Here is a 24,410-nt window from a genome sequence, read left to right on the forward strand (position 1 = left end):
ATTGGACAGGCGAAGAAGCAGGATGTGGACATTCAGAAAGGGCAGTTCCTGGACTTAGAAGCTAATCAGAAACAATCCAAGTACCATTGATCATATGTTTGGATTTGGGATGGTCATTCGGAACAAGTATATTTATGATGCTCACGTGAGATGCGAAGCGGATCATGTTTCGTCAATGATTGTAGCCAGACTTGCTTCGATGATCATCCCGAATTATGATATCAGCATAAGGTATTATTACTATGTGTACGAAAATTGGAATTTCGGTCTGTTGAGAAGGCTGTATTATCTAATCACTGGTGAACTGCCGGACGACATCATAGATGAATATGTGACTACAGATGAATCTGAGGAGTTTCAGGCTTCACTCCAGGCGGTAGATGCTGTAAAAAATGCTGTTCTGAATGAAAAACGGTTTGAACAGCTATGTAATAAATATCAAATCGGTGTTCAGCAAAAAGAGACTTACAAGCAATATGTGGATGAAACAAATAATAAATATCAATTTGTTATTCCATATGATCTGATCGTATTGGGAAGTGACATTCCTGAAATGAAAGTCAGAAAGAAGTACCTTAATATGCTTCAGGCTGTGATGAAATATTATCCAGAGTTTTCTTTGGAGGCACCAGCTTTTCTTTTCCACAGGAAAGATGCTGTAATAAAAGCGGTAAGTGCTTTAGGGACATCACTTCAGAGGTTTCCTGCATTTAATGATGATCCGGACGTTATATTCGCTGCATTATCGGAGAATGGAGACGCAATCGAATATATCAACGAAGAACTTCGCTATGAACCGGAATGCCTTCAGATGGCGCTTAGCAATATGCGCGGACATGCCCTGGGTATGCCATGCATGAGATATTATCGGGATATTGAGACATATGTAAAGACTGCTCTTAAGGCGGATGGAAGTAATATTCAATATGCTTCAGAACGTTTGGCATGGTACTATGCGTGATATGATAAAATTTTATCGTCGTGATTCAGATGAAAATTTTGTAAAGGTCCGTTCATACAGTTGAATCTCAAAAAAGGAAAAATGGAAAGCCACATATCTAGAAATATCAGCAGACACGCAGGAACGAGGTTCCCGTGTGCCTGCATGTTCTCCGGTATTATTTCGGCATCGTAAGTTTGGAAATGTCAACTCTTTCCAGTCCCAGCAGGGCCATTTTCCTATCGATTCCGCCTGCGTAGCCAGTCAGGCTGCCGTCTGCACCGATGACGCGGTGACAGGGAACGATGATGCCAATCGGATTGTGTCCGACTGCGCCGCCGACTGCCTGCGCGGACATTCTTTCAAGGCCGCGGCGCCTGGCCATTTCTTTAGCTATTTCACCGTATGTCATGGTCTGGCCGTAGGGGATGGTCAAGAGAATATCCCAGACTTCCCTGCGGAATGGGGTCCCGTGAAGAGAGAGGGACGGCATAAATCCCGGGTCTTTTCCACTGAAGTAAATGTCAAGCCACTTCAGGGTGTTGTGAAAAATCGGAAGTTCCTCTTCGTCTGACTCTTCCGATAATGTTGAGCCGAAGTATTTCTGCCGGTCGAACCAGAGACCGGTCAGATTTTCTCCATCGCTTGCAAGGGTGATTCCGCCGAGCGGGGAATCGTAGTGGTATGTAAAGTCCATATCTGCTGCTCCTTTTACAGGTGAACGTCAGTTCTTGCTATCTTCAGTATATCGTTTTCCGAAGGTGCAGGCAAGCAGAAAGGATGGATTTCCCTGCCCGGAGCGGCCAGCACTGTGAGACGTCATTTCGTGCAGCCGAAGGTCTTCCGTTTCACAATCTGCTGTGGTCTGCAGTATTTCATCGTGGGTATCTGATAAACTGGGTAATTAATGACAGCACGGCAGTTTACACATTTTACTTGCGGATATTGAACTTGTCATATGATGGAAGTTCGGACCGCTTCATCAGATGACATCAAGTTTCCCGGGTACCTGCCCGACGCTTCAGCGTCGTGGAAGGGTGGGGTTCTTATTATGAAATGGAAGCAAGGATTATCTTGTCTGTCCCCACCGTAGCGCCAGGGCAGAGTCTGCGCCGCATGCTTTCCTTATCTTTGGTAACACTGTTATAATATAGGCATAGGACGAGATGATGTATAGCTGCGGAGCATGAGATGGCTGTGCAGAATGAGATATGGAAAGGACAGAATGTATGGAAATCCGTGTACTTCGCTATTTTCTTACGGTCGCGCGGGAGCTGAGCTTTACCAGAGCAGCAGACCAGCTTCACATCACCCAGCCGACGCTTTCCCGGCAGATTGCGGCACTGGAAGAGGAGCTGGACACGCGGCTCTTCAACCGCAGCGGAAAACACATTTATCTTACGGATGATGGAATTCTGCTGAAAAGAAGAGCCCTGGAAATCATAGATCTGGAAGTGCGAACCATAGAGGAAATCAAGGGAGAAAATGAGGTTGTCGACGGTACGGTGACGATCGGCTGCGGAGAGTTCGCTGCTGTAGAGACACTGGCAGAAATCTGCAGGCGTTACAGGCAGAAATATCCACTGGTTCAGATCGCGCTTCATACGGGAACCGCGGATGCGGTCTATGAGATGATAAATCAAGGGCTGGTTGACATCGCCCTGTTCATGGAGCCGGTCAGCACGGAGAATTTTGACTATATCCGGGTCGTCAATCAGGATAACTGGGTTGTAGGAATGCGTCCGGATGACCCGCTTGCAGAGAAAGAATATATTGAGAAAGAAGATCTTCTGGACAAGCCTCTGATTCTGCCGGAGCGCCTGGGCGTGCAGAGTGAGCTGGCCAACTGGTTCGGAGAAGACTTTTCCCGGCTTCACATTGCCTATACCAGCAACCTGGGAACGAACGCCGCGGTTCTTGCTTCGAAGGGCCTTGGATATTTCGTGTCAATTGAAGGTGCGGGAAAGTACTGGACAGAGAAACTGCTGGTGCAGAGAAGACTCTATCCGGAAATTCCTACGGGAACGGTATTTGCCTGGCGGAGGAATATCCCATATGCAGAGGCGGCAAAAAGATTCATTCAAGAGGTCAATGCTTTTAAGGCATAATAAATGATAAAAAATAGGTGTTGGACATAATATCCGGCTGCAGACTATAGTAGGTGTGTAAGGAAATGAGTTTTCTCTTGCACATCTTTTTTGTCAGAAAGACGGCGGAATGCCGCCGGGAAATAAATGGAGGGTAATGATATGGGAAAGAAGTTAGTTGCATACTTCAGCGCGACGGGAACGACGGAAGAAGCCGCGGAAAAAGTCGCAGAATATATCGGGGCTGACACATTCGAGATTGTTCCACAGACGCCGTACACGAATGCGGACCTGAACTGGATGAATAAAAAAGCAAGAAGCACGGTGGAGATGAAGGATCCTAAGTGCCGTCCGGCAATGAAGGAGGGACAGCTGAATCCGCAGGAGTATGATGAAATCGTGTTGGGATTTCCGATCTGGTGGTATGTGGCGCCGAAGATCATCAACACTTTCCTGGAATCTTATGACTTCTCCGGGAAGAAAATCGTCCTGTTTGCGACATCAGGGGGAAGCGGATTCGGAAACACAGTCAGAGAACTTCAGCCGTCCGCACCGGATGCGGTTATCACAGAGGGTAAGCTGTTAACCCGCGCATCGTCTGGCGAGATTAAGAAATGGATGGACACACTTTAGAATCGGGAGGAAGACGAAATGAAGAAAATTACACAGGAGGCAGGGAAGAAAGCACTGGGAGAGTTCGCTCCTCAGTTCGCGCATTTTAATGATGATGTACTGTTTGGGGAAAACTGGAATAATCAGGATATTGATGTGAAGACCAGATGCATTATTACGGTGGTGGCACTGATGTCCTCTGGAATTACGGATTCTTCTCTGGTCTACCATCTGCAGAATGCAAAGGCGCACGGTGTGACTCAGAAAGAAATTGCCGCAGTAATCACCCACGTGGCATTCTACGCCGGCTGGCCGAAGGCCTGGGCCGTATTCAACCTGGCCAAAGACATCTGGCAGAACGATGAGGGTGATCTGCCGTATGAAGATGAAGCCATGCGCGCTCATGCGAAGTCCATGGTTTTCCCGATCGGAGCACCAAATGACGGATACGCCCAGTATTTCTCCGGAAACAGCTATCTGGCACCGGTTTCCACCGAGCAGGTCGGAATTTTCAACGTCACCTTTGAGCCGGGCTGCCGCAACAACTGGCACATCCATCACGCAAAGCAGGGCGGCGGCCAGATCCTCGTCTGCCTTGCGGGAAGAGGTTACTATCAGGAAGAAGGCAAAGAGCCTGTTGAGATGAAGCCGGGCGACTGCATCAACATTCCGCCGGAAGTAAAGCACTGGCACGGCGCTGCGCCGGACGAGTGGTTCTCCCATCTGGCCATCGAGGTCCCGGGAGAAGATGCTTCCAACGAGTGGTGCGAGCCAGTTTCCGACAAAATCTACAGCAGCCTGAAATAGCAGGGAAGAGATGTAAATCCGTCGTGCGTCATGCTGCTGGATAAGAAAATAAATGCAGGACTTCAGGTAATCTGCGGAGAACTGGCGGCCCGGGAATTTCCGGGATACGGTTACGATGGGAAAATCATTGCAAAGCGCGGTGGGCAGGAGCTCAGCGACGGGCAGCTGAATCTCACTTTCATCGATTATCCGGCAGAAGTTCATCTTCAGAAGGGTCTGCTCTGTCTGGAGAAGAACATTGGTAAAGCTGGAAAAAACTCATGATTTATACCAAAATATTGTACTGATTTAGGAACGATAAAGCTGTCAAAGTATCAGAATCTATAAAAATAAATTATTATGAATAGATACTCTTACTTTCTTTTTGTACTATCTGGCGAATGCTAGTTTTCAACGTAATTATCAGAATGGGGTGTAATATTTTTAAGCAAAACAGCAGAGATTGGTCACAGTCCTTTACCCCAGCTGTCCTTAGGAATAATAGGTATTAGGTATGGAAGAACGATTTCGGTTTATCTTACCAAAATTGTGTTGTATACTTGGTAAAAAGGGCGTTTTTTAGAGTCTCTCACTCAATTAATCTGGAAATTATTTATAAATGGTAAGGGAATCTGCGTGTGACGGTTGTATAAATAATGAAGAGCCATGGTCTGGCACTATTATTTCTTATTTCTGCAAAATGAACATACGATTCTCTCAACGCTCGGAAGGTGAATTTATTGATGGGGGTGAACAATAAAATGGGATACAAGAATCTGATTTTCCTTGCAGCTGCTGCCATGCTGTTTGCGGCGGTGTTTCCATTTACTGCATCTGCGGAAGCAGGGGCGGGGAATTCGGCAGATCATATAGACCTTGCAGATTCCTATTTTGTCCAGATGAGGGAAAGTTATGCCTATCAGGGAAAGCCGGTAAGGCCGGGCTTTCAGGTGGAAAGTGAGGTCGTGAAGGAAAAGGACAACGGCGATGGCACGGTGACGCGCACCACATACCTGATCGTTCTGAAGAAAGGGACGGATTATTCTGCAGTCTTTTCCAATAATCAGGCCATCGGCAGGGCGTCGATCATCCTGACCGGGAAGGGCAGATGTTCAGGAACTTTGAAAGGAAACTTTCGGATTGTTCCGGCAAAGGTCGCCTTGAAAACGGCAAGTCAGCAAGGGAAGAAACTGACTGTTGGCTATAAGACGGTCCCGGGCGGATGCAGCTATCAGCTTGCGGTAAGGAAGCGGGGAAGCCGGAAATGGCAGTACGCGGCAGCCGGAAAACGTTCGCTGATCACGAAGAAAATCACGGCGGGCAGAGCTGCTTCTGTGAAAGTGCGGGCATATAAAGTGGTTAAAGGGAAAACGTATTATGGCGCATGGTCGAAGGCGGAGAAAATCCGAGTGTGAGTCAGCGAGGGGGCCGTTCAGGCCGTGTCTCCGCAGCTCATCCATTGCAGGCGGGTAGATGGGATTGCCGTGGCCATTCCAGATTTCTTCCGTCGTTGTAGCGGATGAATTAACCAGAAATTGATTCTGTAAACCACGCCTTTCGACCAGATTCTGCATATATACCTGTGCCATCGGCGAGCGGCAGATGTTTCCGTGGCAGATAAACATAATTTTATACACTGAGACCGCGATTTCTGCAGATGATGCGCAGACCATCAAAAACGGAAGCGTCGGCAAGCGTCTTTACACGCTGAAGAACACAAATGAGCAGGTATCTCCGTCAACTCCGTCAGCCCCGTCCGCTCCGCAGAAAGTAGAAACATATACTATTACTACAGTGTAAGTGAAAGAATACAATATCGCAACAGTTCGAGGCGGCAGTCCAGTTAGGGCGGCCGCCTCTTTTCATGGGGGTTCTTATTCGGGATTTCTTTACTTTCCTCTTTTTGTCAGTTCCAGGAACTGCTTTTTGAAGGCTGTGAATTTTTTCTCCGGCACGCGCAGGATTGTCCCGTTCCAGAGTTCAGCCTCACAGCGGCGGACCTGCCTGATGTAATTCGGATTAACCAGATAGCTGACAGAAGGCTTCAGGAATACATCCGGATACTCCCTGGTGAAATAGGAGAGGGGCCTGGAACAGCGGAGCTCCTGGCTTCTGGTGTGCACGATGGACTGATGGCCGCCGCTTGCAGATTCAATCCAGACCAGTGCAGCAGAGGGATAGGTGTAAACAGAACCATAGAGACTGGGAATGATGACCCGGACACCGGCATCAGCGGTTCTTTCACCAGGAAGGGCGCCGATCCGCGCGGTCGACATATCGCCGAAGGTTTTATAGTGCAGGTCACGTTCATCCGGTTCCATCGGATTAGAGATGTGTACGCAGATGATGCGGTAGGCCAGCGTTTTATCTTCTTCTGATGCCATGGAAGGCCGCAGAACATAAGTGACCTGAAGAGTCTGGGGATGGCGGATAATCGTACCGTCCTTTTTCTTCCAGATGACCGTGTACATGCAGATGATCTCGCAGGAGATCGAAGTCACCGGGAGCGCGAATGTGCGGATATTTTCCACTGAAAACTCCGTCTTCGGTGCATCAGAAAGCCGGGCGTTCCGGATTTTGGTCCCTGAAGTGAGGAACTGCCCGTTCCGAGGCCCGATAAAAATCGACTTTTCATCCATGTATTTGAAGAACTCGTCCACATCATGTTCCAGATACGATTTTATGATATCTTTTGTTATTGACATGGCCGTCCTCATATCTATCTGCATAAGGCTGTTCCTTTCTTAATTCATCATACGGCAGCAATATCGCTGGGCTGCCGGTTGTTTTCTGCATATTCCTGCCTTGGTATTATATCACTGATTCAGATGCAGCAGGCAGCGAAATTGACGTATTATCTATCGGATTTTCCTGATAGACAAAAATCAAAGGCAAGGAAATACGGCTTTTCTGCGGCCGTTCTACGATGCGTAGATTGTGCTGGAGCTTAATTCCTGCTACTCTTATGGAGAGCCAGAAATGGAGAAAAGAGAACACACGGAAATCTGGCATTCAGTCAGGAAAACAGAGGCAGAAATGCTTCTTGCTCATATATTTTGTCGAACAGAAAAGGAGAAAGAGATGAATCATTACGTAACGGGAACGACGATCCGGCAGTTAAGAGAAAATAAGAAGTTGACGCAGAAGGAATTGGCGGACACAATCGGAGTCAGCGATAAGACGGTTTCAAAATGGGAAACGGGCAGGGGACTTCCGGATATCACGCTGATTGAACCGCTTGCAAAGGCGCTTCAGGTATCGGTTATGGAGCTTCTGAGCGGGGACTGTGTGACCAATCTCAACCGTTCTGCGAATATTCGGCGGTCGAAAATCTATGTCTGTCCGATTTGCGGTAATATAATACGGTCAATCGGAAATGCGGTGGTCAGCTGCTGCGGAATCACTCTGCCGGCTCTGGAAGCAGAAGAACCGGATGAGCAGCATCTGATTCAGGCAGAAGTCATGGACGGAGAATACCATGTCTTTCTGAATCACCCAATGACCAAGGACCACTACATTTCCTTCCTTGCATATGTCACAGACAGCAGTTTCGAACTGGTGAAACTCTATCCGGAAGGATCCGCAGAGGCAAGATTCACGGCAAGGAGCCGGCACGGGTATATCTATGCATACTGCAACCGGCACGAGCTGGTGAAAATCCGCCTGTAGGCTGTATTAATACCCCAGACGAACCCATTCTTCCGGCGTTTATGGAACCCCGTGGAGAATTGCTTAAACCATTGGTTTTATTGATTCTTTCATGGAATTCATATACCAGCTGTGCTATAATTCTATCGAATTCACATGTATTTGCGGTAATTTTCGGAGAGAGAACGCACTCTGCTGACGCAGCAGGAGCCTGAATGCCCGGCAGAGCGTATGGGGTAAGGCAGTTGAAACATTTATTCGATAAAACAGGTTTTTTATTTCGTGAGGAGAAGAACAACCTCTACAGCGAACCGTCTTTTATGGAAGAATGGATCCGCAGGGATTTATTCTTCTGCTTCAGCGCGGCGATGCTGATCAGTCTTTTAGGCCTGATCGGACTGGTAGGAACCTATGCGCCGCATGCGAAGGGCGCATTTTCGACAAAAATCAACGCGACAGAGGTTTATCTCTGTCTGCTGGCCTTTAACTTGTTTTTCGCCATTCTCTTTTCCAACTTCATAAGGACCCTGGGCCAGGAAGCCTTAGAAACCCGGAAAATGCTCACATTATTTCCGGAAGGGAAAAGCAAAGTTAATTCCTGGACAAGTAATTTTTGTCTGAAATGGCAAACATAATTGCAAGAGCCTTTCCTCCACTTATTGAAAGTATATGTAAAATGTGCGATAATTAGATCAAGAGAAGGTTCCTTGATTAAAGGGGGAAATGAATGAACATGAATGATAGATTAAAGTGCGCAGGCCGCGCGGCTGCAGTTGCGGTTCTGTCTGCGGCACTGATTGGAATATGCGGGATTTCTGAGGCATCGTTCGCAGATACCAGCGCAGGGAGCGGAGCAGTCAGCCAGACGTCTGCGAATGAACATACGGTCACCTTCCATCCGGGAAACGGGGCGGATACGTTTACGCAGACTGTCGTGGACGGCGGAAAGCTGTCTGAGCCGACAGCACCTGTTAATAAAGGCTATACATTCAGCGGCTGGTACACAGACAGCATGATGGCGCAGCAGTATGATTTCAGCAGTCCGGTGACCTCTGACCTTAATTTGTATGCAAAATGGACGAAAGTCAATAAGCCGATTCCGTTTATTAACGGTCTCATGCTTTCCAGGGTTACAGCCAGGGGAAGCAGCAGCCAGAAGCTGACATGGAAAAGTCTGGATGAAGTTGACGGATACTATATTTACAGATGCAGTGTTACGGCTTCCGGCAGCGTGAAGGGTTTTAAGAAGATCGCTGATGTTAAAAGCGCTTCTTCCGGCTCCTATCTCGTAAAAAACCTGAAAAAGGGGAAAATATACGGATATTATGTTGTTGCATATGTAAGTACAGGCGGGAAAAATGTTGTCGTAAAAACAAGCCCGAAAGTATACTCCGTTGCGGGAAATTCCGGAGCAGGAAAGACCAATGTAAAATCTGTGAAAGCAGTCAGCCATAAGATTACTCTGAAACGGGGGAAAACGTACGTCGTCAGAGCATCTGCGTCAGGCGTGCTCTCTGGGAAAGGCCTCCTTTCCGTAAAAGGCTGTAGCAGATTCCGTTATCAGACTTCAAACAGGTTTGTGGCTTCGGTCGGTGGAAAGACTGGTAAAGTAAAGGCAGTGAATAAAGGAAAAGCCGTCATTTATGTGCTGGGAATCAACGGATCCAGTGATTCTGTCGTTGTGACGGTAAAATAGAAAGGGATAATCTATGCATATTGATATGAAACCGATCATCTTATCTTCGGTAAGGGATTCCGTCATCTTGTTTGTCCTTCAGATTGTGATCAGTTATATTCTGAAGACCAATGTAAAACTGATGACGTTCGTATTCAGTACAGTGATCTTCTTTGTGCTGATTCTGATCTTCAACACGATCGTCGCAAAAGATAAACAGAGACGAGGAAAGAAATAGAATCAGGAACATTCAGTCCCGGCTTTTATGTGCAGAATTCACATGAGGGCAGGGGCTTTTTTTATTCCGAAAAGGCGATAGGAAAATCTGCTGTTCAATCTGTTCTTTATCGGTGGAAAAGCTGTCTTTTATCCCACTGTTCCGGCATTTTTCTATCGCATATGCACCATAGCGAGCCTGTTTTGCATAAAATTTACTGTTTTCAAAAAATATTTCCTTGACGATTCTGAATTTCTTCGGTTATTCTGAAATCAGAAGATGGGATGCCGAAAGCTTGCGGCTTTATGCGTTTTCTGATTTAGGAAAGGAGATTATTATGGTTAAGAAAATTCGCTTATTTAAATCTATATGTATAATTACAGGCCTTGCGCTTATGATCACGCTGCTTCCGGTTCTGCCTGTTTCTGCGGATACGACAGATACAGCGCAGGCGGTCTCGGTCAATGCCGGTTCAACAGTAAACGCAGAATATCTGACGGGTTATGCTGTTCAGAACTCGACATACAGCGCGGTTCTTCCGGCAGGAAGCAGAACCTCTGCCTGGATGAAGGTTAAAGTAAAGAAAGGCACCGTCAGACTTCTGACTCAGGGCTATGTTGATAACAGTATGTACGTTAAATGCACAGCTGCATCCGGCGTACTGAAGAACAACATGAGGATTCCGGTGAACCGCTCCGCGAATGATAACGGAAAATCATCTGGCATAAAATTGAAGATGTATAAGGCGTCCACACTGTATATTCGGATTTCAAGGCCGCAGGAATATACCAGCGGCGTGGTGATGGTCAAGGTGACACAGTAGCTGCTGGAGTTCTGTCAAATATTATTAAATGCGGATGATCGGATTACATTGTATATGAATGATCAATGCGGGGGCGTAAAATCGCCTCCGCTGTATTGTTTTTGTTGCAGTGCAGGGGAAAATCAGTTATACTCTTAGAAAGGTAGAGTTTCTGGGATTACTGAAAATGAGAATCATTTCTGCTCACTGATGATTCTTATGATCAGACAGATGCCGGAATCTGTAGGTATCATTTTTATTGACAATTGTATATGCGTTACCGTTCACCTGCTCTTGATTACTGGAAGTGTGGGATATGCGGAAAAGTGAAATGCTTCAAGAAGTTAAGCAATAGTTGAAATTATTGCGCAACGTATTCACGACATTTTTCCGCAGAAACTTACGACTATTACGTGGAGGTAATGTATGTATAATGAAGAATATACGGCTGCGTCCAACGCGGCAAAAAACAAGATCGCATATTTAAAGAGAAATCCCCTTGGATATTTTGTTTTATCCATGCTGGCGGGAATGTATATCGGATTCGGTGTCCTTCTGATTATGACCGTCGGAGGACAGCTTGCGGGATCTCCTGCGACCAAGCTTGTCATGGGACTGGTTTTCGGAATCGCGCTGAGCCTGGTTGTCATCGCCGGAGCAGAGCTGTTTACCGGAAACACGATGGTCATGTCGTCCGGACTGTTCCGGAAGACCATCCGTTTCTCTGACGCTCTTCTTCTGTGGATTGTCTGCTGGATTGGAAATCTGGCAGGATCGTTCGTCCTCGGTCTGGTCTTTCACTGGTCAGGACTGAACGTGGACGCGACAGCGAAATTCCTTGCCGGCGCGGCCCTTGGAAAGATGTCTGCCGGGATTGTTCCTCTGATCATGCGAGGCATTCTCTGCAACATTCTGGTCTGCCTGGCCGTCTGGTGCTCCTTCCGCTGCAAGAGCGACTCGGGTAAACTGATTATGGTGTTCTGGTGCCTGCTGGCCTTCATTACAACTGGATTTGAACACAGTGTAGCAAACATGACACTCTTCTCTGCCGCCGTTCTGGATCCTGCCGGAACGGGCGTAAACGCGCTCGGCGCGGGCTACAACCTGCTCTGGGTAACCATCGGAAACATGATCGGAGGAATTCTGTTCGTCTCCGTTCCTTACATGCTGTCTTCCAGAGACGCGGTGAGGGGGTAAACTGCTTTATCCGGGAAATCGGGGCTGCTTCCCGAAGTCAGGAAAACTGACTTCGGGCGGCGGCTCCGTATTTTATTATGATGACCGCGCCAGTCAGAGGATGCTGGTCCCTGACGGCCCGCTGCTAGTGACCAAAAGCGCTTTATGTCATTGTGCTATTTTATTAGTATTCTAATCGCGGTAAAATAGCGGAAAATCCTCAGCAAGAAAAAAACTCCTGTGGTATGATAAAATTACGGATAACGTCACAGGAAGCATCAGGCCGGCAGGCTCTGAGACCGCAGGAACAGTCTGGCCAGCCTGAAAGGAAGTGTTTCGATGGAGAAAAATGAAATTTATAAAGAAATACAGGCATGTTATCATGATGCGCCGGGGAATCTGGTTACGGAAGAAATGACGGAAAATCCTGAACTTCTGGGGACCCGGATTTTCGATGAGCCGTTGCTCGGGTTCGCGTCGGCGGACGATCCTCTGTTTCGGGAATATAAAAAGGAAGGCGTCATCGGACCCTGGTTTATGGGGCCGAAGGAATGGCTTTCCGATGCAGAAACCGTTGTATCAATTTTTCTTCCTTTTTCTGATGCGGTGAAGAAGAGCAACCGGGAAGACCGGGAGGTTCCATCAGATCTCTGGCTGATCGGAAGAGTCGAAGGACAGGATCTTATCAGCCGTTTTGCGGAAGCCGTACGGAATCGGTTTACGGAATTGGGGATTTCCGCCTGCGCGCCGGGAATTGATCCGAAATTTCATGCGATCAAGGGCGGAAAAGGCATGGACGGTTTCCCCGGGATTACAGAAAAGACATACGGAAGCAACTGGTCGGAACGCCATGCGGCGTATGCGGCCGGACTGGGAACTTTTGGGCTTTCAAAGGGGCTCATTACCCGGAAGGGAATAGCCGGGCGTTTCAGCAGCATAATCATTTCTGAAATAATTGAGCCGGATGAGCGGATATATGAGGGCATTTACGATTACTGCGTGATGTGCGGGGCGTGCGTCAGGCGCTGTCCGGCGGAAGCGATCACGATGGAAAAGGGAAAGGATCATACGATCTGCGGGCCCTGGCTGACGCGGACGGCGCAGCTCTACGCTCCGCGCTACGGCTGCGGAAAGTGCCAGACCAGGGTTCCCTGCGAGTCGCAGATTCCGGCCAAAGCCTTTCGTGAGGCGGCCGCGAGAAATTAACATTGTCCCCTTGCGCGTGTTTCTTTTGTCCGTGGAAAATCGCTGAAAGCATTGGAAAATGCGCATGTTAATATGCGTTGCGTGCGATCTGGGTCCTTCTGCGTTATTCTGTGGATGAAAAGAAAGAGAGCCGGAGTTTAAGGAGCTTCCGGTTCTGCAGAAAAATATGATGAATAAGGGGATGGCAGATATGCTGAATGAAAACATTAAGACAATCAGAAAAAACAAGGGATTTACGCAGGAGGAGCTTGCGGCCAGGTTGCATGTGACGCGGCAGACGGTCTCAAAATGGGAGCGGGGATATTCTGTTCCGGACGCGCAGCTGCTGAGCGAGATGGCGGACATCTTTAATGTGCAGGTTTCTGAACTTCTGGGTGCGGATAAGATTGAAAGTACGCAGCCGGATCTGGTGGTGGAGCAGCTTTCCAGGATTAATGAACAGCTGGCGATTAAGAACCGCAGGGCGCACCGCTTCTGGAAGGCGGCGGGAATTATTCTGCTGGTGCTGATCATCGGACTCTGCTCTGGAATTGCGGTTGGAATTCACAACCGTGCGCAGAATAATCAGGAGGCCGGAAGGACGTCCTGGGCCTGCACGCTGAACGGGAAAACCTACGACTACATGGTCAGCTATAATAAAGATTACCAGATTCTGGCAAGCGGCGGGGACGCTTTCATCGACAACCATGTAGATATGGACCAGTACGACGACGCCAACAAGGCTGCTGCTCATCTGAAAGACTATTTCACAGAGCGCGGCGGAAAAGTGAAGGTCGTGTCCCAGAAGCATCTGAAGCTGGAAGAGTAAAATTTCAGAAAGGAGTGCATAGTGATGAGCGGGATTACAATAAAATATTATGGACATTCATGTTTTAAGGTCAGGTCTGGCGCTGCTTCGGTGATTCTGGACCCCTATGAGGACGGAAGTGTCCCGGGAACGCTGATGCCACGCGGCCTGGAGGCTGATGCGGTGTACTGCTCCCATGACCATCACGACCACAATGCGGCAGGCATGGTTCAGCTGACTGGGAAGGCAGAGCCGTTTCCGGTGTCCTTTATCACGGTGCCGCATGACGATGTTAACGGAAAGAAGCGCGGACTCTGCAGAATGACCTTCCTTCAGGCAGGCGGGCTGACTGTTGCGCACCTGGGCGATCTTGGACGGCTTCCGAGTGATGAAGAATATGAGCGGCTTTCGCAGGCCGATGTTCTTCTGGTCCCATGCGCAGGCTATTACACCATCGATTCTGCTCAGGCAAAAACCATCCTCGCAAGGATGAAATCGCCGAGCCTGAAAATCCTGATGCATTTCAGAGACGGAATGCGCGGCTACGATGTGCAGGAATCCATTCAGGATATCATGAAAGTGATTCCGGGTGTTAAGAGATTGAAGGAATCTGAGATTACAGTGGATTCTTCGGATGTTCTGGATGAGGTTATTACGCTGGAGCCGGAACTGAGGCAGGAATAGCTGCTGGAGAAATTCAGGAAGCCGGAGAAACGCAGGAAGTGGAAGGATTTTCTTATCGGCACAGGAATGTCCGCAGCGGGGATGCTGGCCGGATGGACGGCAGGGAAAGCAAGAGGGAAGAACAGCAGGGAATATGTTTGCTGACACTCCGCCTGTGGCATAAAAACACTGTATGAAAAAAGGAGTTCCCGCAGCGGCCCATGTCCGCCGCAGATCAGGAGAGGAGAATATAGATAATGATTGACATCAGATTTGAAAATGATCAGAACCGCGCCGCAGCATACGATGGCGATAAGTGCATAGGAACCTGTAAGGTTGCCGTACTCAAGTCCTTCTGGATTATCCGCCACACCGCGACGGACATCAACTATAACGGCCAGGGAATCGCCGGAAAGCTGGTGGACTGCGTTATGGAGGCGGCAAAGGCTGCCGGGGTCAGAGTAAAACCGTTCTGCCCGTTCGCGGCATATCTGTTTGAGAAAAATGCGGAATATGCGGCCATGGAAGACCATTCTGTCATCACGGTTTATGGAATGAAAACCTGCCCGGACTGCACTTATGTTGAAGAACAGGCATCTGATAACCCGTCGTTCAAGTTCATTGACATCGGGGAGCATGTAAAGAATCTGAAGGCGTTCCTGAGCCTGCGTGATTCAGAAGATGCATTTAATGAGGTAAGAGACAGCGGAAGTGTTGGAATTCCGTGCTTTGTCACAGAAGATGGATTCGTGACACTGACGCCGGAAGAAGCAGGCCTCAGATCCCGCCCGGTGGATGAACAGCCGCAGGAAGTGCAGGGAGCTGCCTGCAGCATTGACGGATCAGGCTGCTAAGGAATTACACATTGGATAATGGAGGGGGGCAGAGATCATGCTCCCTTTCTTTTTTCTTTTATCAAGGGGCAGCAACAGTGTTCGCAGCTTTCCCATCGGGTGACTATCGTCACAGAAAGGTGATGCTCCGCCTCGACCATAACGATAGTATTACTCGTGCGCAGGCAGAAAAAATTACGGACTCAAGTTCTTCTTCAGCCGAGAGACTGCTGAAAGGAATGGTCGATGACGGAAGCCTGCGAAAAGAAGGACGGGGCAGAAGAACCCGCTACATAAAAACTTCTGAGTAGTAACGTGATGATGAAATAATCTAAGGAGGAAACATAAATGCTTGGAGCGATATTTGGAGATGTTGTCGGATCTGTATATGAATTTAATAATACGAATGACTATAATTTTCCGCTGCTGAGTGAAGAATCCAGACCAACGGATGATTCTTTTATGTCTCTTGCAGTGGCGAAAGCTCTGACCGATCATTACGGTGAGTCTGATGATGACCTTCGTCACGCAATAGTCCGTGACATGCAGGATCTTGGAAGAAAACACCCGGGCGCCGGATACGGCGGAACATTCATCCGCTGGCTGCAGGAATACAATCCAAAGCCTTATAACAGCTACGGGAATGGAAGCGCGATGCGCGTCTCCGCTGCCGGCTGGCTGTATCCGACGATGGAAGAGACTCTTCACGCAGCGGAAATCACCGCAGATGTGACCCATAATCATCCTGAGGGAATCAAGGGAGCACAGGCCATCGCAGCGGGAATTTTTCTTGCACGCACCGGTTCAGACAAAGAACACATCCGCAAGTTCATCACGGAAAAATTCGATTACGATCTGACAAGAACGCTGGATGAAATCCGTCCCGGATATGCCTTCTATGAAATCTGTCAGAAGTCCGTTCCGGAAGCGATTATCGCATTTCTTGAAGGGAACAGCTATGAAGATGTCATCCGGAAGGCTGTCTCCTTGGGAGGAGACAGCGATACGATTGCCTGCATGGCAGGAGCAATCGCCGAACCGTACTTCGGAATGCCGGAGCCGATGAAGAAAGATGTCCTCTGGAGACTGGATGAGGAAGAGCGGCAGATTGTCTGGAATTTCTCACGCCTCTGTCTTGATCTTCAGGAGAAATGGATGAAAGAGAAATAAGATGTGCGGAAGATATTACGTAAATCAGGGAATTATTGGCGGTATGGAAGCGGATTTTCCAGAGATCAGAGGCGCATTGTCTCAGCTGTGTGCGGATCAATTCGGGAATGCTGATATCGTTCCCGGAATGTCCGTTCCGGTTCTGTATGATTCTGAAGGCAGGACCGTCTGCGATCTGATGAGCTGGGGATTTCCAGATTCCCATGAAAAAGGGAGTCTGATTATCAATGCACGAAGTGAAACCCTCGATAAAAAACCGATGTTCCGGGAGGCTCTGCAGCACCATCGCTGCATCGCTCCCGCTGCCGGTTTCTATGAATGGACAAAAGAGAAGGAGCAGGTCCGTTACACATGGGAAGCTGCACCGGTGATTTATCTGGGCGCAGTATTCCGCATGATCCAGAATGTGCTCCGCTTTGTGGTCATTACCCGTGAAGCAAATTCGTCGGTGCGGGATGTTCACGGCAGGATGCCGCTTCTGTTTTCCAGGCAGGATGCATTCCGGTGGATTGAGGAGGGGCAGAATTACTCTGAACTTTTGGATCAGAAACTTCCGCATCTGGATGAACACCGCGTAGGAGGTCCGCAGCAGCTGAGTCTGCTGTAGATAGAAGAGAAATGAAAGGAATGGTTTTTTACATATCGAAGGAGGAAAAACATACAGAATGAGTAAATATGATCCACTTTGGAGATATATCCAGGTAAACTGCGGGCCGCATGAGGTCATGACGTTTTCTAAGGCTGAAGAAGTATCGGATGTCAGGATCGACCACCGTTTTCAGTATCATAAGGAGGAGCTGAAAAAATACGGATTCCGCATTGACGATATTTCCTGGAAAAATCAATGTTTTGAGATCAGCATGCTGTAATATTATCCAGATAAACAGCAGCTTAAAACAAGAAATTTAAAAAACTTGACAACAGAATGAAGGGGTAAACTTATTTTAGACACGGAGGGGTTAATTTTTGGACACGGGTCTTATAATAGATGAATATGTCGCCTTTTTCAACGAAGAGAGACCGGCATATTCACTCAACTACCTGACTCCTAAGCAATACAGGGAAGTTCATGCCGTCTAACTTGCCCATGAGTCCATCCCTGTCGATACAGAGTGACCAGCAATTCTTAGCGTAATGCCCAATGTATCGTCTAAGGAGTCCACGACAGAAAGAGATTGTCAATGCTCTGATTTTGATTTCCATAATGAATATAATGAAAATCCGAGTATTCCGCCGATGATATTTAGTATCACATCGGCGGAGTCTACCTGACGGAAATAGTAGGAACAGAATCCGCTGATGTTCTCCAAAAGCTGCATGAACTCAATCGAACAAGAAAACAAGAGTGAGATCAGGATAGCATTTCTGAGGCGAAAGATCCTTTTTCTGACAATGGATAATATTGGAATCAAGGGCAGAAAGAGAATAATATTACCGAGTATATTCCGGAGACTAAATCCACGTGATGGATATAAAGCTGATAATGGATTCAGTTGAATCATTGAGGATATGGGGATATTCAGTTTTGCTGGCGGGCATTGAATCGGGAGTAGTGTCAAGACGGTTAATCCGCTAAAATAGACCCATGCCAGAAATACAAGCAGTTCATGTTTCTTGTTGAGTGAGCGTGAAAGATGCTTATGTTTCATACATCTGATAATTAATACAAATATATAAAGAGTTAAAGAAGCATAAATTCCCGTTTCTATATCAATTAACATTCTGAAAGTCTCCTTCCACATGATGAAAAAATGGTGTATTGATATATTTAAGGTATCATATATGCTTCTTTGTAATCAAGTTATATTATTTTTTGCTTTCAGAGTAAAGCATTATGGAGAACAGCAGTGCAAATCCAAGAAGGATTCCGGGGGTTGCTCCTTGTTCAGTACCTCCTGTCTGAAAGATATCAAGAATATGCAGTTCCTTTCTACCGCAGTTCTGTAAAATAAAGAAATATTCGGTTTGAATGACGGTTCTACAGTTGAAAAAGGCCGGAATGACAGACAGACAAGGAGATTTCCTTGAGATGTCTGCTTTTTGCCGCATGAACTACTGGATCTGTCCCCGGGTCTTCAGGTAAGCCAGCAGTCCCTGGCAGCCGGTCTCGATGTCCTGCCATGTTTTCTGAAAATTACCGGTGTACCAAGGGTCTGCAACATCACGCGGGTGGTCGGTGTAGTCCAGCAGCAGGGAGAGCTTTCCGGCGGCCTCGTTTCTGAGAATGCGGCGTATGCCGCGCATATTTTCTTGATCCATGCCGATGAGGTAGTCGAATTTCAGCCCTTCTTCTCTCGTCAGAAGTGATGCGCGCAGGGAGTCGGCCAGTTTTCCGCCCAGGCCGTGACGGTTGAGTTCAGCCATTGCAGGCGGATAGATGGGGTTGCCGCGGCCGTTCCAGATTTCTTCTGTGGTAGTTGCGGCGGAATCGATGAGGAACTGACTGGCAAGGCCGCGGTCGTTGACCAGGTGCTGCATATATACTTGTGCCATCGGCGAACGGCAGATGTTTCCGTGACAGATGAAAAGAATTTTGATCATGGTAATCCTCCAAACGTGATAAAGTTTGCTAACGGGTTGGTTATCGGGTTGGCAGGTGTATATTGAATTATTGTAGCAGATTCTGGGTGGGCGGGCTAGTATCTGACGAGCAACGGTTCGATGACCGGACGGCTGCTGAGAAGCAAAATTGATGACGGGGAAATCGCAATTGACGAGATCTTGACATTGCCGCTGAGCCGCGCCAGAGATACAGCAGAAGAAATCGCAAAGATGACGGGTGTTCCGATGCGAGTGGAAGAACAGCTGATGGAACAGAATTTTGGAAAATGGGAATCGACACCGCGCGATGAACTGGATTTTCGGCTTGCAAAAGAGAATTTCATTGACAGTTATGACGGCAGGGAATCCATGCTGCGAGTCGCGCAGCGGATTTACAACCTGCTAGACGATCTGAAGAGTCAGCCAGATAAGACCATATCTGCTCACAGCACACAACGGGATTTCCCAGTTCATCGAGTCGTATTTCAGAGATCGGAAGCGGCATGGAGAAATCTGTTATGAGCAGCATGGGTTCTCTTGGCGCAAACAACGTCACTTTTATGGTTCAGTCAAAACATAACGCAAACGCCGCATCCATGGACGTCAGCTCCATGATGGCCGGTTCCGGCGTCACTATGAAAGCAAAAGACATGGTGACGGACGACATGCTCTGTGCACTTCAGAAACACTATAAGTCAGAGATTAAATCCATCGGAGTTTCTGAAACTGCCGGTACCCGGCCAGCCGCGCCGCACGCCTCAACCCGATCGACGCCCTGCGGTTTGAATAAATCTTAATCGGGGACTGTTGCATGAAGCATGAAGCGGGAAAATCATGCTGATGCAACAGTCCCTCTTCTTTCAGGACCGTTTTTATGTTACGATTCTGTAAAACAATGAAGCGGAACAGAATGGATGCAGGAGGGAAAATCATGGAGTACATCAGCCACTATACATCGCCTCTCGGCGGCATCATCATCGCAGGCAGCCGGAACGCTGTTACCGGTCTGTGGTTCGACGGCCAGAAATACTGTGCCGCAGGTCTGGATCCTGAACATGAAGAATGTACAGAAGAAAATATTCTTCCGGTATTTCAGGAGGTCCGCCGCTGGCTCGACCGGTATTTCCGCGGACAGGAGCCGGGATTCCTGCCGCCGCTTGATCCGAAGGGCACTGCGTTTCAGAAAAGTGTATGGGATATTCTGCTGACCATCCCATACGGGACAACCATGACCTACGGTCAGATTGCCTCCAGGATCGCTTCCGAACAGGGCCTTCCGCACATGTCCGCCCAGGCCGTCGGCGGCGCCGTCGGCCACAATCCCATCTCCATCCTCATCCCGTGCCACCGCGTGATCGGCAGCAGCGGAAGCCTGACCGGATACGCCGGCGGCATTGAACGTAAAATCAGACTCTTGGAGATGGAAGGCGTAGATGTGAGGAAAATGAGCGTGCCGGAGTAGGGAAAGATTTTGTCTGAACGCTGCAGCGGGCGAGCAGACATGGAGGATGTCAATGTATTACTTGAGAAAAAGAAGTGCATGGTGAACAGGGGTGGGAGCGGTTGGTATACAGATGCGTCGACATTGAAAAATGTCAACAGACAGCGAAGCCTCAGGTGCATAAAGGTCTTCTTGTAGAAATACGGGTCCAAGTATAATATAATATTATGGATATTATACAGATAAAGGTGGCAGGGATGTAGAAAACAAAGTATACAGCTGGCGGTGTGAAGTGGTCGTTCTGGCTGCATGAGGCGGAGCGGACCGCAGAGCTGCTGGATAAGGGATGGACGTTTGAACGGATCCGGACTGCGTGCAAAGAGGAGAACCTGTATGATGCCTCAACGCCGGCGCGAGGTGATTTGATATTTCATACCGTGCGGACGAGACTGGGGCTTCTGATGCCTTTTTGGGTTGTCATACAGTTAAGGCTAGAACGATACAGAAAAAATTGAAATAGATCTGCATGCTTGATGAGTATAAGTATATGTGAGATAGAAATAATGTACTGTTGATTGGAGTCGTTTATTATGAAGGTGTTTGATAATGTCACGAGTATCGTTCGAGACGACATGAAAAAAACGATAAAGCGGAATAGTAAGGTTTCCGTGGCAGCGGCTTGCTTTTCTATGTATGCCTATAGTGAATTGAAGAAGCAGCTCGAAAGCATTGATGAGTTCCGCTTCATCTTCACATCGCCGACCTTTGTAACAGAGAAAGCGAAAAAGCAAAAGCGCGAGTTTTACATTCCTCGGCTCACTCGTGAGCAGAGTCTTTACGGCACGGAATTTGAAATTAAGCTGCGTAATGAAATGACGCAGAAGGCAATCGCAAAAGAGTGCGCCGACTGGATCAGGAGAAAGGCCACATTTAAATCAAATACAACCACCGAGAACATGGCGGGATTCATGGTTACCGACTCCGGAACTGAAAAAACAGCTTACATGCCTTTGAACGGATTCACGACGGTAGATATTGGATGTGAACGCGGCAACAATAGCTACAATATGGTGAACAGCCTCGAGACTCCATTCGCGGCGCAGTACTTGCAGGTCTTCGATTCTCTTTGGAACGATAAAGAAAAGCTGCAGGACGTCACTGATGTTGTTCTGGAAAACATTACGACTGCTTATAATGAGAATTCTCCTGAATTGATTTATTTCATCACGCTCTACAACGTGTTCAGTGAGTTCCTGGAGGATGTATCTGAGGACGTACTGCCTAACGAAGCGACAGGTTTTAAGAACAGCAAAATCTGGAATATGCTCTATGACTTCCAGAAAGACGCAGCGCTTGCCATTATCAACAAACTCGAAAAGTACAACGGCTGCATTCTGGCCGACAGTGTCGGTCTTGGTAAAACCTTCACGGCTCTCGCTGTCATTAAATACTATGAAAACAGAAATAAATCTGTCCTTGTACTTTGCCCGAAGAAGCTGGCAGAAAACTGGAATACATATAAAGATAACTACGTCAACAATCCCATCGCTGCAGACAGACTCCGCTATGATGTTCTTTTCCATACCGATCTTTCGCGCGATCACGGCACATCAAACGGTCTTGATCTCGACCGGCTCAACTGGGGAAACTATGATCTTGTAGTTATTGACGAGTCACATAACTTCCGAAACGGCGGAGAACTTTCCGGCGAGGACCAGAAGGAAAACCGCTATCTAAAACTTCTGAACAAAGTTGTGCGCGCTGGAGTGAAGACGAAAGTACTCATGCTGTCAGCAACTCCTGTCAATAACCGGTTTAACGACCTCAAGAATCAACTTGCTCTCGCATATGAAGGAACGCCGGAGCTGATGGATGAGAAGTTGAATACGTCAAAGTCAATTGACGAGATATTCCGTCAGGCCCAGACCTCATTCAACGCTTGGAGCAAGCTCCCAGCTGAGGAACGGACAACGGATAACCTGCTGCGCCGACTGGACTTTGATTTCTTTGAAGTGCTCGACTCTGTAACTATTGCACGGTCACGAAAACATATCGAGAAATACTACAACACGGAGAAGATCGGCAAGTTCCCGGAACGGCGCAAACCAATCTCACTTAGGCCGAGCCTGACGGATCTTCCGAGCGCCATCAACTACAACGAAATATATGAACAGCTTTCTCAGCTTCAGCTGGAGATTTACACGCCTTCTGCCTATATCTTCCCGAGCAAGATGCAGAAATATATTGATCTGACACATCACAAGGGAAACAATCTGACGCAGTCTGGACGTGAAGAAGGTATCCGCAGGCTGATGAGTGTCAATCTCCTCAAGCGGCTGGAAAGCTCGGTCTCATCCTTCCGGCTTACACTGGAACGCATCCGCAAATTCATTATGGAGACAATCGAGGGAATCACTCAGTACGAGAAATATGGAGAAGCAAACATCGACATGTATGAAGCTGATTCCGATGACTTCGACATGGCGGACCAGAACACCGACTACTTCACCGTTGGACGTAAAGTAAAAATTGACCTTGCCGATATGGATTACAAGAGCTGGAAGGACGTGCTGCAAAAAGATGCGGATACGCTCGAACTTCTGATTCTCATGATTGCGGATATTACGCCGGAACATGACACGAAGCTGCAGGAGCTCTACAAGCTCATCTCACAGAAGATCGAGAATCCGATCAATCCAGGCAACAGGAAGGTGCTGGTCTTCACAGCGTTCTCCGACACGGCAGAGTACCTGTACGATAATGTCAGCCGTTACGTCATGGACAAGTACGGCCTCAACAGTGGCATGATCAGCGGCACGGTCGACGGCAGAACCACGCTGAAGGACTTCAAGGCGACGTTCAACAACATCCTCACATGCTTCTCGCCGGTTTCCAAGGACCGAGATGTCCTTATGCCGGAGAGCAAAAAGGACATCGATATCTTGATCGCAACCGACTGCATCTCCGAAGGCCAGAACCTGCAGGACTGCGACTACTGCGTCAACTACGACATTCACTGGAATCCAGTTCGTATTATCCAGCGATTCGGACGTATCGACCGTATCGGCAGCAAGAACAAGCAGATCCAGCTCGTGAACTTCTGGCCAGATCTGACGCTTGACGAGTACATTAATCTGAAAGCCCGTGTTGAAACAAGGATGAAAATATCCGTTCTGACTTCTACTGGTGACGACAATCCTATCAGCCCGGAAGAGAAAGGAGACCTGGAATATCGCCGCGAGCAGCTTAAGAAGCTGCAGACCGAAGTGGTGGATCTGGAAGACATGTCAGGCGGGATATCCATCATGGATCTCGGTCTTAATGAATTCAGACTTGATCTTCTCGAATACATCAAAACGCATCCGGATCTCGACCACATGCCATTCGGTCTTCATTCCGTGGTGAAGAAGACGGAAGACCTGCCAGAAGGAGTGCTTTTTGTATTGAAGAATCGCAACAACGGTGTGAACATTGACAGTCTGAATCGCATTCACCCGTTCTACATGGTCTATATCAGTCTGGAAGGTGAAGTCGTCTGCGACTATCTGAATCCGAAGAAGCTGCTTGATGATATGAGGCTTCTGTGTCGTGGAAAGGCTGAACCGATTGCAGAGGTCTACGACCGTTTTAATAAAGAAACCGATGATGGCAGGAACATGAGTGAAATGTCAGCGCTGCTGTCCGATGCCATCAATTCAATCATAGATACCAAGGAGGAAAGCGACATCGACAGCCTCTTCAAGAGCGGCGGCACATCCGCCCTGCTTTCAGAAGTGAAAGGTATCGACGACTTCGAGCTGGTGACCTTCCTCGTGGTAATGTAAAG

28 protein-coding genes and 2 pseudogenes are annotated in these 24,410 nt (G+C 48.0%); 25 read left to right on the top strand and 5 right to left on the bottom strand.

Annotation, left to right across the window (positions count from 1 at the left end):
- Positions 1-175 precede the first annotated feature (175 nt).
- A complete protein-coding gene (locus ACI77B_RS08460) occupies positions 176-961 on the top strand; it encodes a DUF4116 domain-containing protein (protein WP_409336409.1) in 786 nt (261 codons plus the stop codon).
- Between the two features lie 157 nt (positions 962-1,118).
- On the opposite strand, the gene ACI77B_RS08465 is transcribed toward ACI77B_RS08460, so the two are convergent.
- Entirely contained in the window at positions 1,119-1,637 is a 519-nt protein-coding gene (locus tag ACI77B_RS08465; protein WP_409336410.1) for a methylated-DNA--[protein]-cysteine S-methyltransferase, read from the bottom strand.
- Between the two features lie 514 nt (positions 1,638-2,151).
- Between ACI77B_RS08465 and ACI77B_RS08470 the strand changes: the two genes are divergently transcribed.
- The 5 genes from ACI77B_RS08470 (at position 2,152) to ACI77B_RS08490 (ending at position 5,840) form a co-directional block, all read left to right on the top strand.
- Positions 2,152-3,048 (top strand): LysR family transcriptional regulator, encoded by an 897-nt coding sequence (locus ACI77B_RS08470; protein WP_409336411.1) that lies wholly within the window; start codon positions 2,152-2,154, stop codon positions 3,046-3,048.
- Positions 3,049-3,189: 141 nt separating this feature from the next.
- On the top strand, positions 3,190-3,660 hold the full coding sequence (locus ACI77B_RS08475) for a flavodoxin (RefSeq protein WP_409336412.1): 471 nt from the start codon (positions 3,190-3,192) through the stop codon (positions 3,658-3,660).
- 18 nt (positions 3,661-3,678) lie between these two features.
- Entirely contained in the window at positions 3,679-4,446 is a 768-nt protein-coding gene (locus ACI77B_RS08480) for a carboxymuconolactone decarboxylase family protein (protein ID WP_409336413.1), read from the top strand.
- A 30-nt stretch (positions 4,447-4,476) separates the two neighbouring features.
- Positions 4,477-4,710, top strand: coding sequence for a hypothetical protein (locus ACI77B_RS08485; protein WP_409336414.1), 234 nt, complete (start codon positions 4,477-4,479; stop codon positions 4,708-4,710).
- A 476-nt stretch (positions 4,711-5,186) separates the two neighbouring features.
- A complete protein-coding gene (locus ACI77B_RS08490) occupies positions 5,187-5,840 on the top strand; it encodes a hypothetical protein (protein ID WP_409337735.1) in 654 nt (217 codons plus the stop codon).
- A gap of 33 nt (positions 5,841-5,873) precedes the next feature.
- Here the strand turns inward: ACI77B_RS08490 and ACI77B_RS08495 are convergent.
- Positions 5,874-6,098, bottom strand: a pseudogene (locus ACI77B_RS08495) (hypothetical protein); the annotation flags it as partial.
- Between the two features lie 216 nt (positions 6,099-6,314).
- Complete coding sequence (locus ACI77B_RS08500; protein ID WP_409336415.1) at positions 6,315-7,130, bottom strand: LytTR family DNA-binding domain-containing protein; 816 nt, start codon at positions 7,128-7,130, stop codon at positions 6,315-6,317.
- A gap of 376 nt (positions 7,131-7,506) precedes the next feature.
- Here ACI77B_RS08500 and ACI77B_RS08505 point away from each other — a divergent pair, with 376 nt between their 5' ends.
- The 14 genes from ACI77B_RS08505 to ACI77B_RS08570 all read left to right on the top strand — a co-directional run bounded on the left by ACI77B_RS08505 (position 7,507) and on the right by ACI77B_RS08570 (position 17,682).
- Positions 7,507-8,094 (top strand): helix-turn-helix domain-containing protein, encoded by a 588-nt coding sequence (locus ACI77B_RS08505; RefSeq protein WP_409336416.1) that lies wholly within the window; start codon positions 7,507-7,509, stop codon positions 8,092-8,094.
- A 224-nt stretch (positions 8,095-8,318) separates the two neighbouring features.
- Entirely contained in the window at positions 8,319-8,708 is a 390-nt protein-coding gene (locus tag ACI77B_RS08510; RefSeq protein WP_409336417.1) for a hypothetical protein, read from the top strand.
- Positions 8,709-8,800: 92 nt separating this feature from the next.
- On the top strand, positions 8,801-9,769 hold the full coding sequence (locus tag ACI77B_RS08515; RefSeq protein WP_409336418.1) for an InlB B-repeat-containing protein: 969 nt from the start codon (positions 8,801-8,803) through the stop codon (positions 9,767-9,769).
- Between the two features lie 13 nt (positions 9,770-9,782).
- Positions 9,783-9,986, top strand: a complete 204-nt coding sequence (locus ACI77B_RS08520; protein WP_409336419.1) for a hypothetical protein — start codon at positions 9,783-9,785, stop codon at positions 9,984-9,986.
- 316 nt (positions 9,987-10,302) lie between these two features.
- Positions 10,303-10,788 (top strand): hypothetical protein, encoded by a 486-nt coding sequence (locus ACI77B_RS08525; protein WP_409336420.1) that lies wholly within the window; start codon positions 10,303-10,305, stop codon positions 10,786-10,788.
- A 405-nt stretch (positions 10,789-11,193) separates the two neighbouring features.
- Positions 11,194-11,964, top strand: a complete 771-nt coding sequence (locus ACI77B_RS08530; protein WP_409336421.1) for a formate/nitrite transporter family protein — start codon at positions 11,194-11,196, stop codon at positions 11,962-11,964.
- Positions 11,965-12,282: 318 nt separating this feature from the next.
- Positions 12,283-13,149 carry a 4Fe-4S binding protein gene (locus tag ACI77B_RS08535; RefSeq protein ID WP_409336422.1) on the top strand — a complete coding sequence of 289 codons (867 nt, stop codon included), beginning with the start codon at positions 12,283-12,285 and terminating at the stop codon, positions 13,147-13,149.
- Between the two features lie 166 nt (positions 13,150-13,315).
- A complete protein-coding gene (locus tag ACI77B_RS08540) occupies positions 13,316-13,957 on the top strand; it encodes a helix-turn-helix domain-containing protein (protein WP_409336423.1) in 642 nt (213 codons plus the stop codon).
- A 24-nt stretch (positions 13,958-13,981) separates the two neighbouring features.
- On the top strand, positions 13,982-14,620 hold the full coding sequence (locus ACI77B_RS08545) for an MBL fold metallo-hydrolase (RefSeq protein ID WP_409336424.1): 639 nt from the start codon (positions 13,982-13,984) through the stop codon (positions 14,618-14,620).
- Positions 14,621-14,856: 236 nt separating this feature from the next.
- The gene (locus tag ACI77B_RS08550) at positions 14,857-15,453 is read left to right on the top strand and encodes an N-acetyltransferase (RefSeq protein WP_409336425.1); all 597 of its coding nucleotides are present in this window, start codon (positions 14,857-14,859) and stop codon (positions 15,451-15,453) included.
- A 327-nt stretch (positions 15,454-15,780) separates the two neighbouring features.
- On the top strand, positions 15,781-16,602 hold the full coding sequence (locus ACI77B_RS08555; protein ID WP_409336426.1) for an ADP-ribosylglycohydrolase family protein: 822 nt from the start codon (positions 15,781-15,783) through the stop codon (positions 16,600-16,602).
- A gap of 1 nt (position 16,603) precedes the next feature.
- Positions 16,604-17,209 carry an SOS response-associated peptidase gene (locus ACI77B_RS08560; RefSeq protein ID WP_409336427.1) on the top strand — a complete coding sequence of 202 codons (606 nt, stop codon included), beginning with the start codon at positions 16,604-16,606 and terminating at the stop codon, positions 17,207-17,209.
- Between the two features lie 58 nt (positions 17,210-17,267).
- Positions 17,268-17,471, top strand: a complete 204-nt coding sequence (locus ACI77B_RS08565; protein ID WP_178264325.1) for a hypothetical protein — start codon at positions 17,268-17,270, stop codon at positions 17,469-17,471.
- A gap of 97 nt (positions 17,472-17,568) precedes the next feature.
- Positions 17,569-17,682 (top strand): IS3 family transposase, encoded by a 114-nt coding sequence (locus tag ACI77B_RS08570; protein ID WP_409336428.1) that lies wholly within the window; start codon positions 17,569-17,571, stop codon positions 17,680-17,682.
- Positions 17,683-17,780: 98 nt separating this feature from the next.
- On the opposite strand, the gene ACI77B_RS08575 is transcribed toward ACI77B_RS08570, so the two are convergent.
- Together ACI77B_RS08575 and ACI77B_RS08580 are read right to left on the bottom strand one after the other, a co-directional pair.
- On the bottom strand, positions 17,781-18,323 hold the full coding sequence (locus tag ACI77B_RS08575; RefSeq protein WP_409336429.1) for a VanZ family protein: 543 nt from the start codon (positions 18,321-18,323) through the stop codon (positions 17,781-17,783).
- Positions 18,324-18,654: 331 nt separating this feature from the next.
- Complete coding sequence (locus ACI77B_RS08580) at positions 18,655-19,143, bottom strand: low molecular weight protein-tyrosine-phosphatase (RefSeq protein ID WP_409336430.1); 489 nt, start codon at positions 19,141-19,143, stop codon at positions 18,655-18,657.
- 120 nt (positions 19,144-19,263) lie between these two features.
- On the opposite strand from ACI77B_RS08580, the gene ACI77B_RS08585 reads away from it, so the two are divergent.
- The 5 genes and pseudogenes from ACI77B_RS08585 (at position 19,264) to ACI77B_RS08605 (ending at position 24,408) form a co-directional block, all read left to right on the top strand.
- The gene (locus ACI77B_RS08585) at positions 19,264-19,665 is read left to right on the top strand and encodes a histidine phosphatase family protein (RefSeq protein ID WP_409336431.1); all 402 of its coding nucleotides are present in this window, start codon (positions 19,264-19,266) and stop codon (positions 19,663-19,665) included.
- Positions 19,662-19,940, top strand: coding sequence for a hypothetical protein (locus tag ACI77B_RS08590; RefSeq protein ID WP_409336432.1), 279 nt, complete (start codon positions 19,662-19,664; stop codon positions 19,938-19,940). The genes ACI77B_RS08585 and ACI77B_RS08590 overlap by 4 nt, the downstream gene beginning before the upstream one ends.
- Positions 19,941-20,074: 134 nt before the next feature.
- The gene (locus ACI77B_RS08595; protein ID WP_409336433.1) at positions 20,075-20,605 is read left to right on the top strand and encodes a methylated-DNA--[protein]-cysteine S-methyltransferase; all 531 of its coding nucleotides are present in this window, start codon (positions 20,075-20,077) and stop codon (positions 20,603-20,605) included.
- A 260-nt stretch (positions 20,606-20,865) separates the two neighbouring features.
- Positions 20,866-21,099 (top strand): annotated as a pseudogene (locus ACI77B_RS08600) (BrxA family protein); the annotation flags it as partial.
- A gap of 75 nt (positions 21,100-21,174) precedes the next feature.
- The gene (locus ACI77B_RS08605) at positions 21,175-24,408 is read left to right on the top strand and encodes a helicase-related protein (RefSeq protein ID WP_409336434.1); all 3,234 of its coding nucleotides are present in this window, start codon (positions 21,175-21,177) and stop codon (positions 24,406-24,408) included.
- Positions 24,409-24,410: the final 2 nt, after the last annotated feature.

Source organism: Eubacterium sp. F2 (genome assembly GCF_046244355.1).
Classification (GTDB): Bacteria; Bacillota; Clostridia; order Peptostreptococcales; family Anaerovoracaceae; genus Aminicella.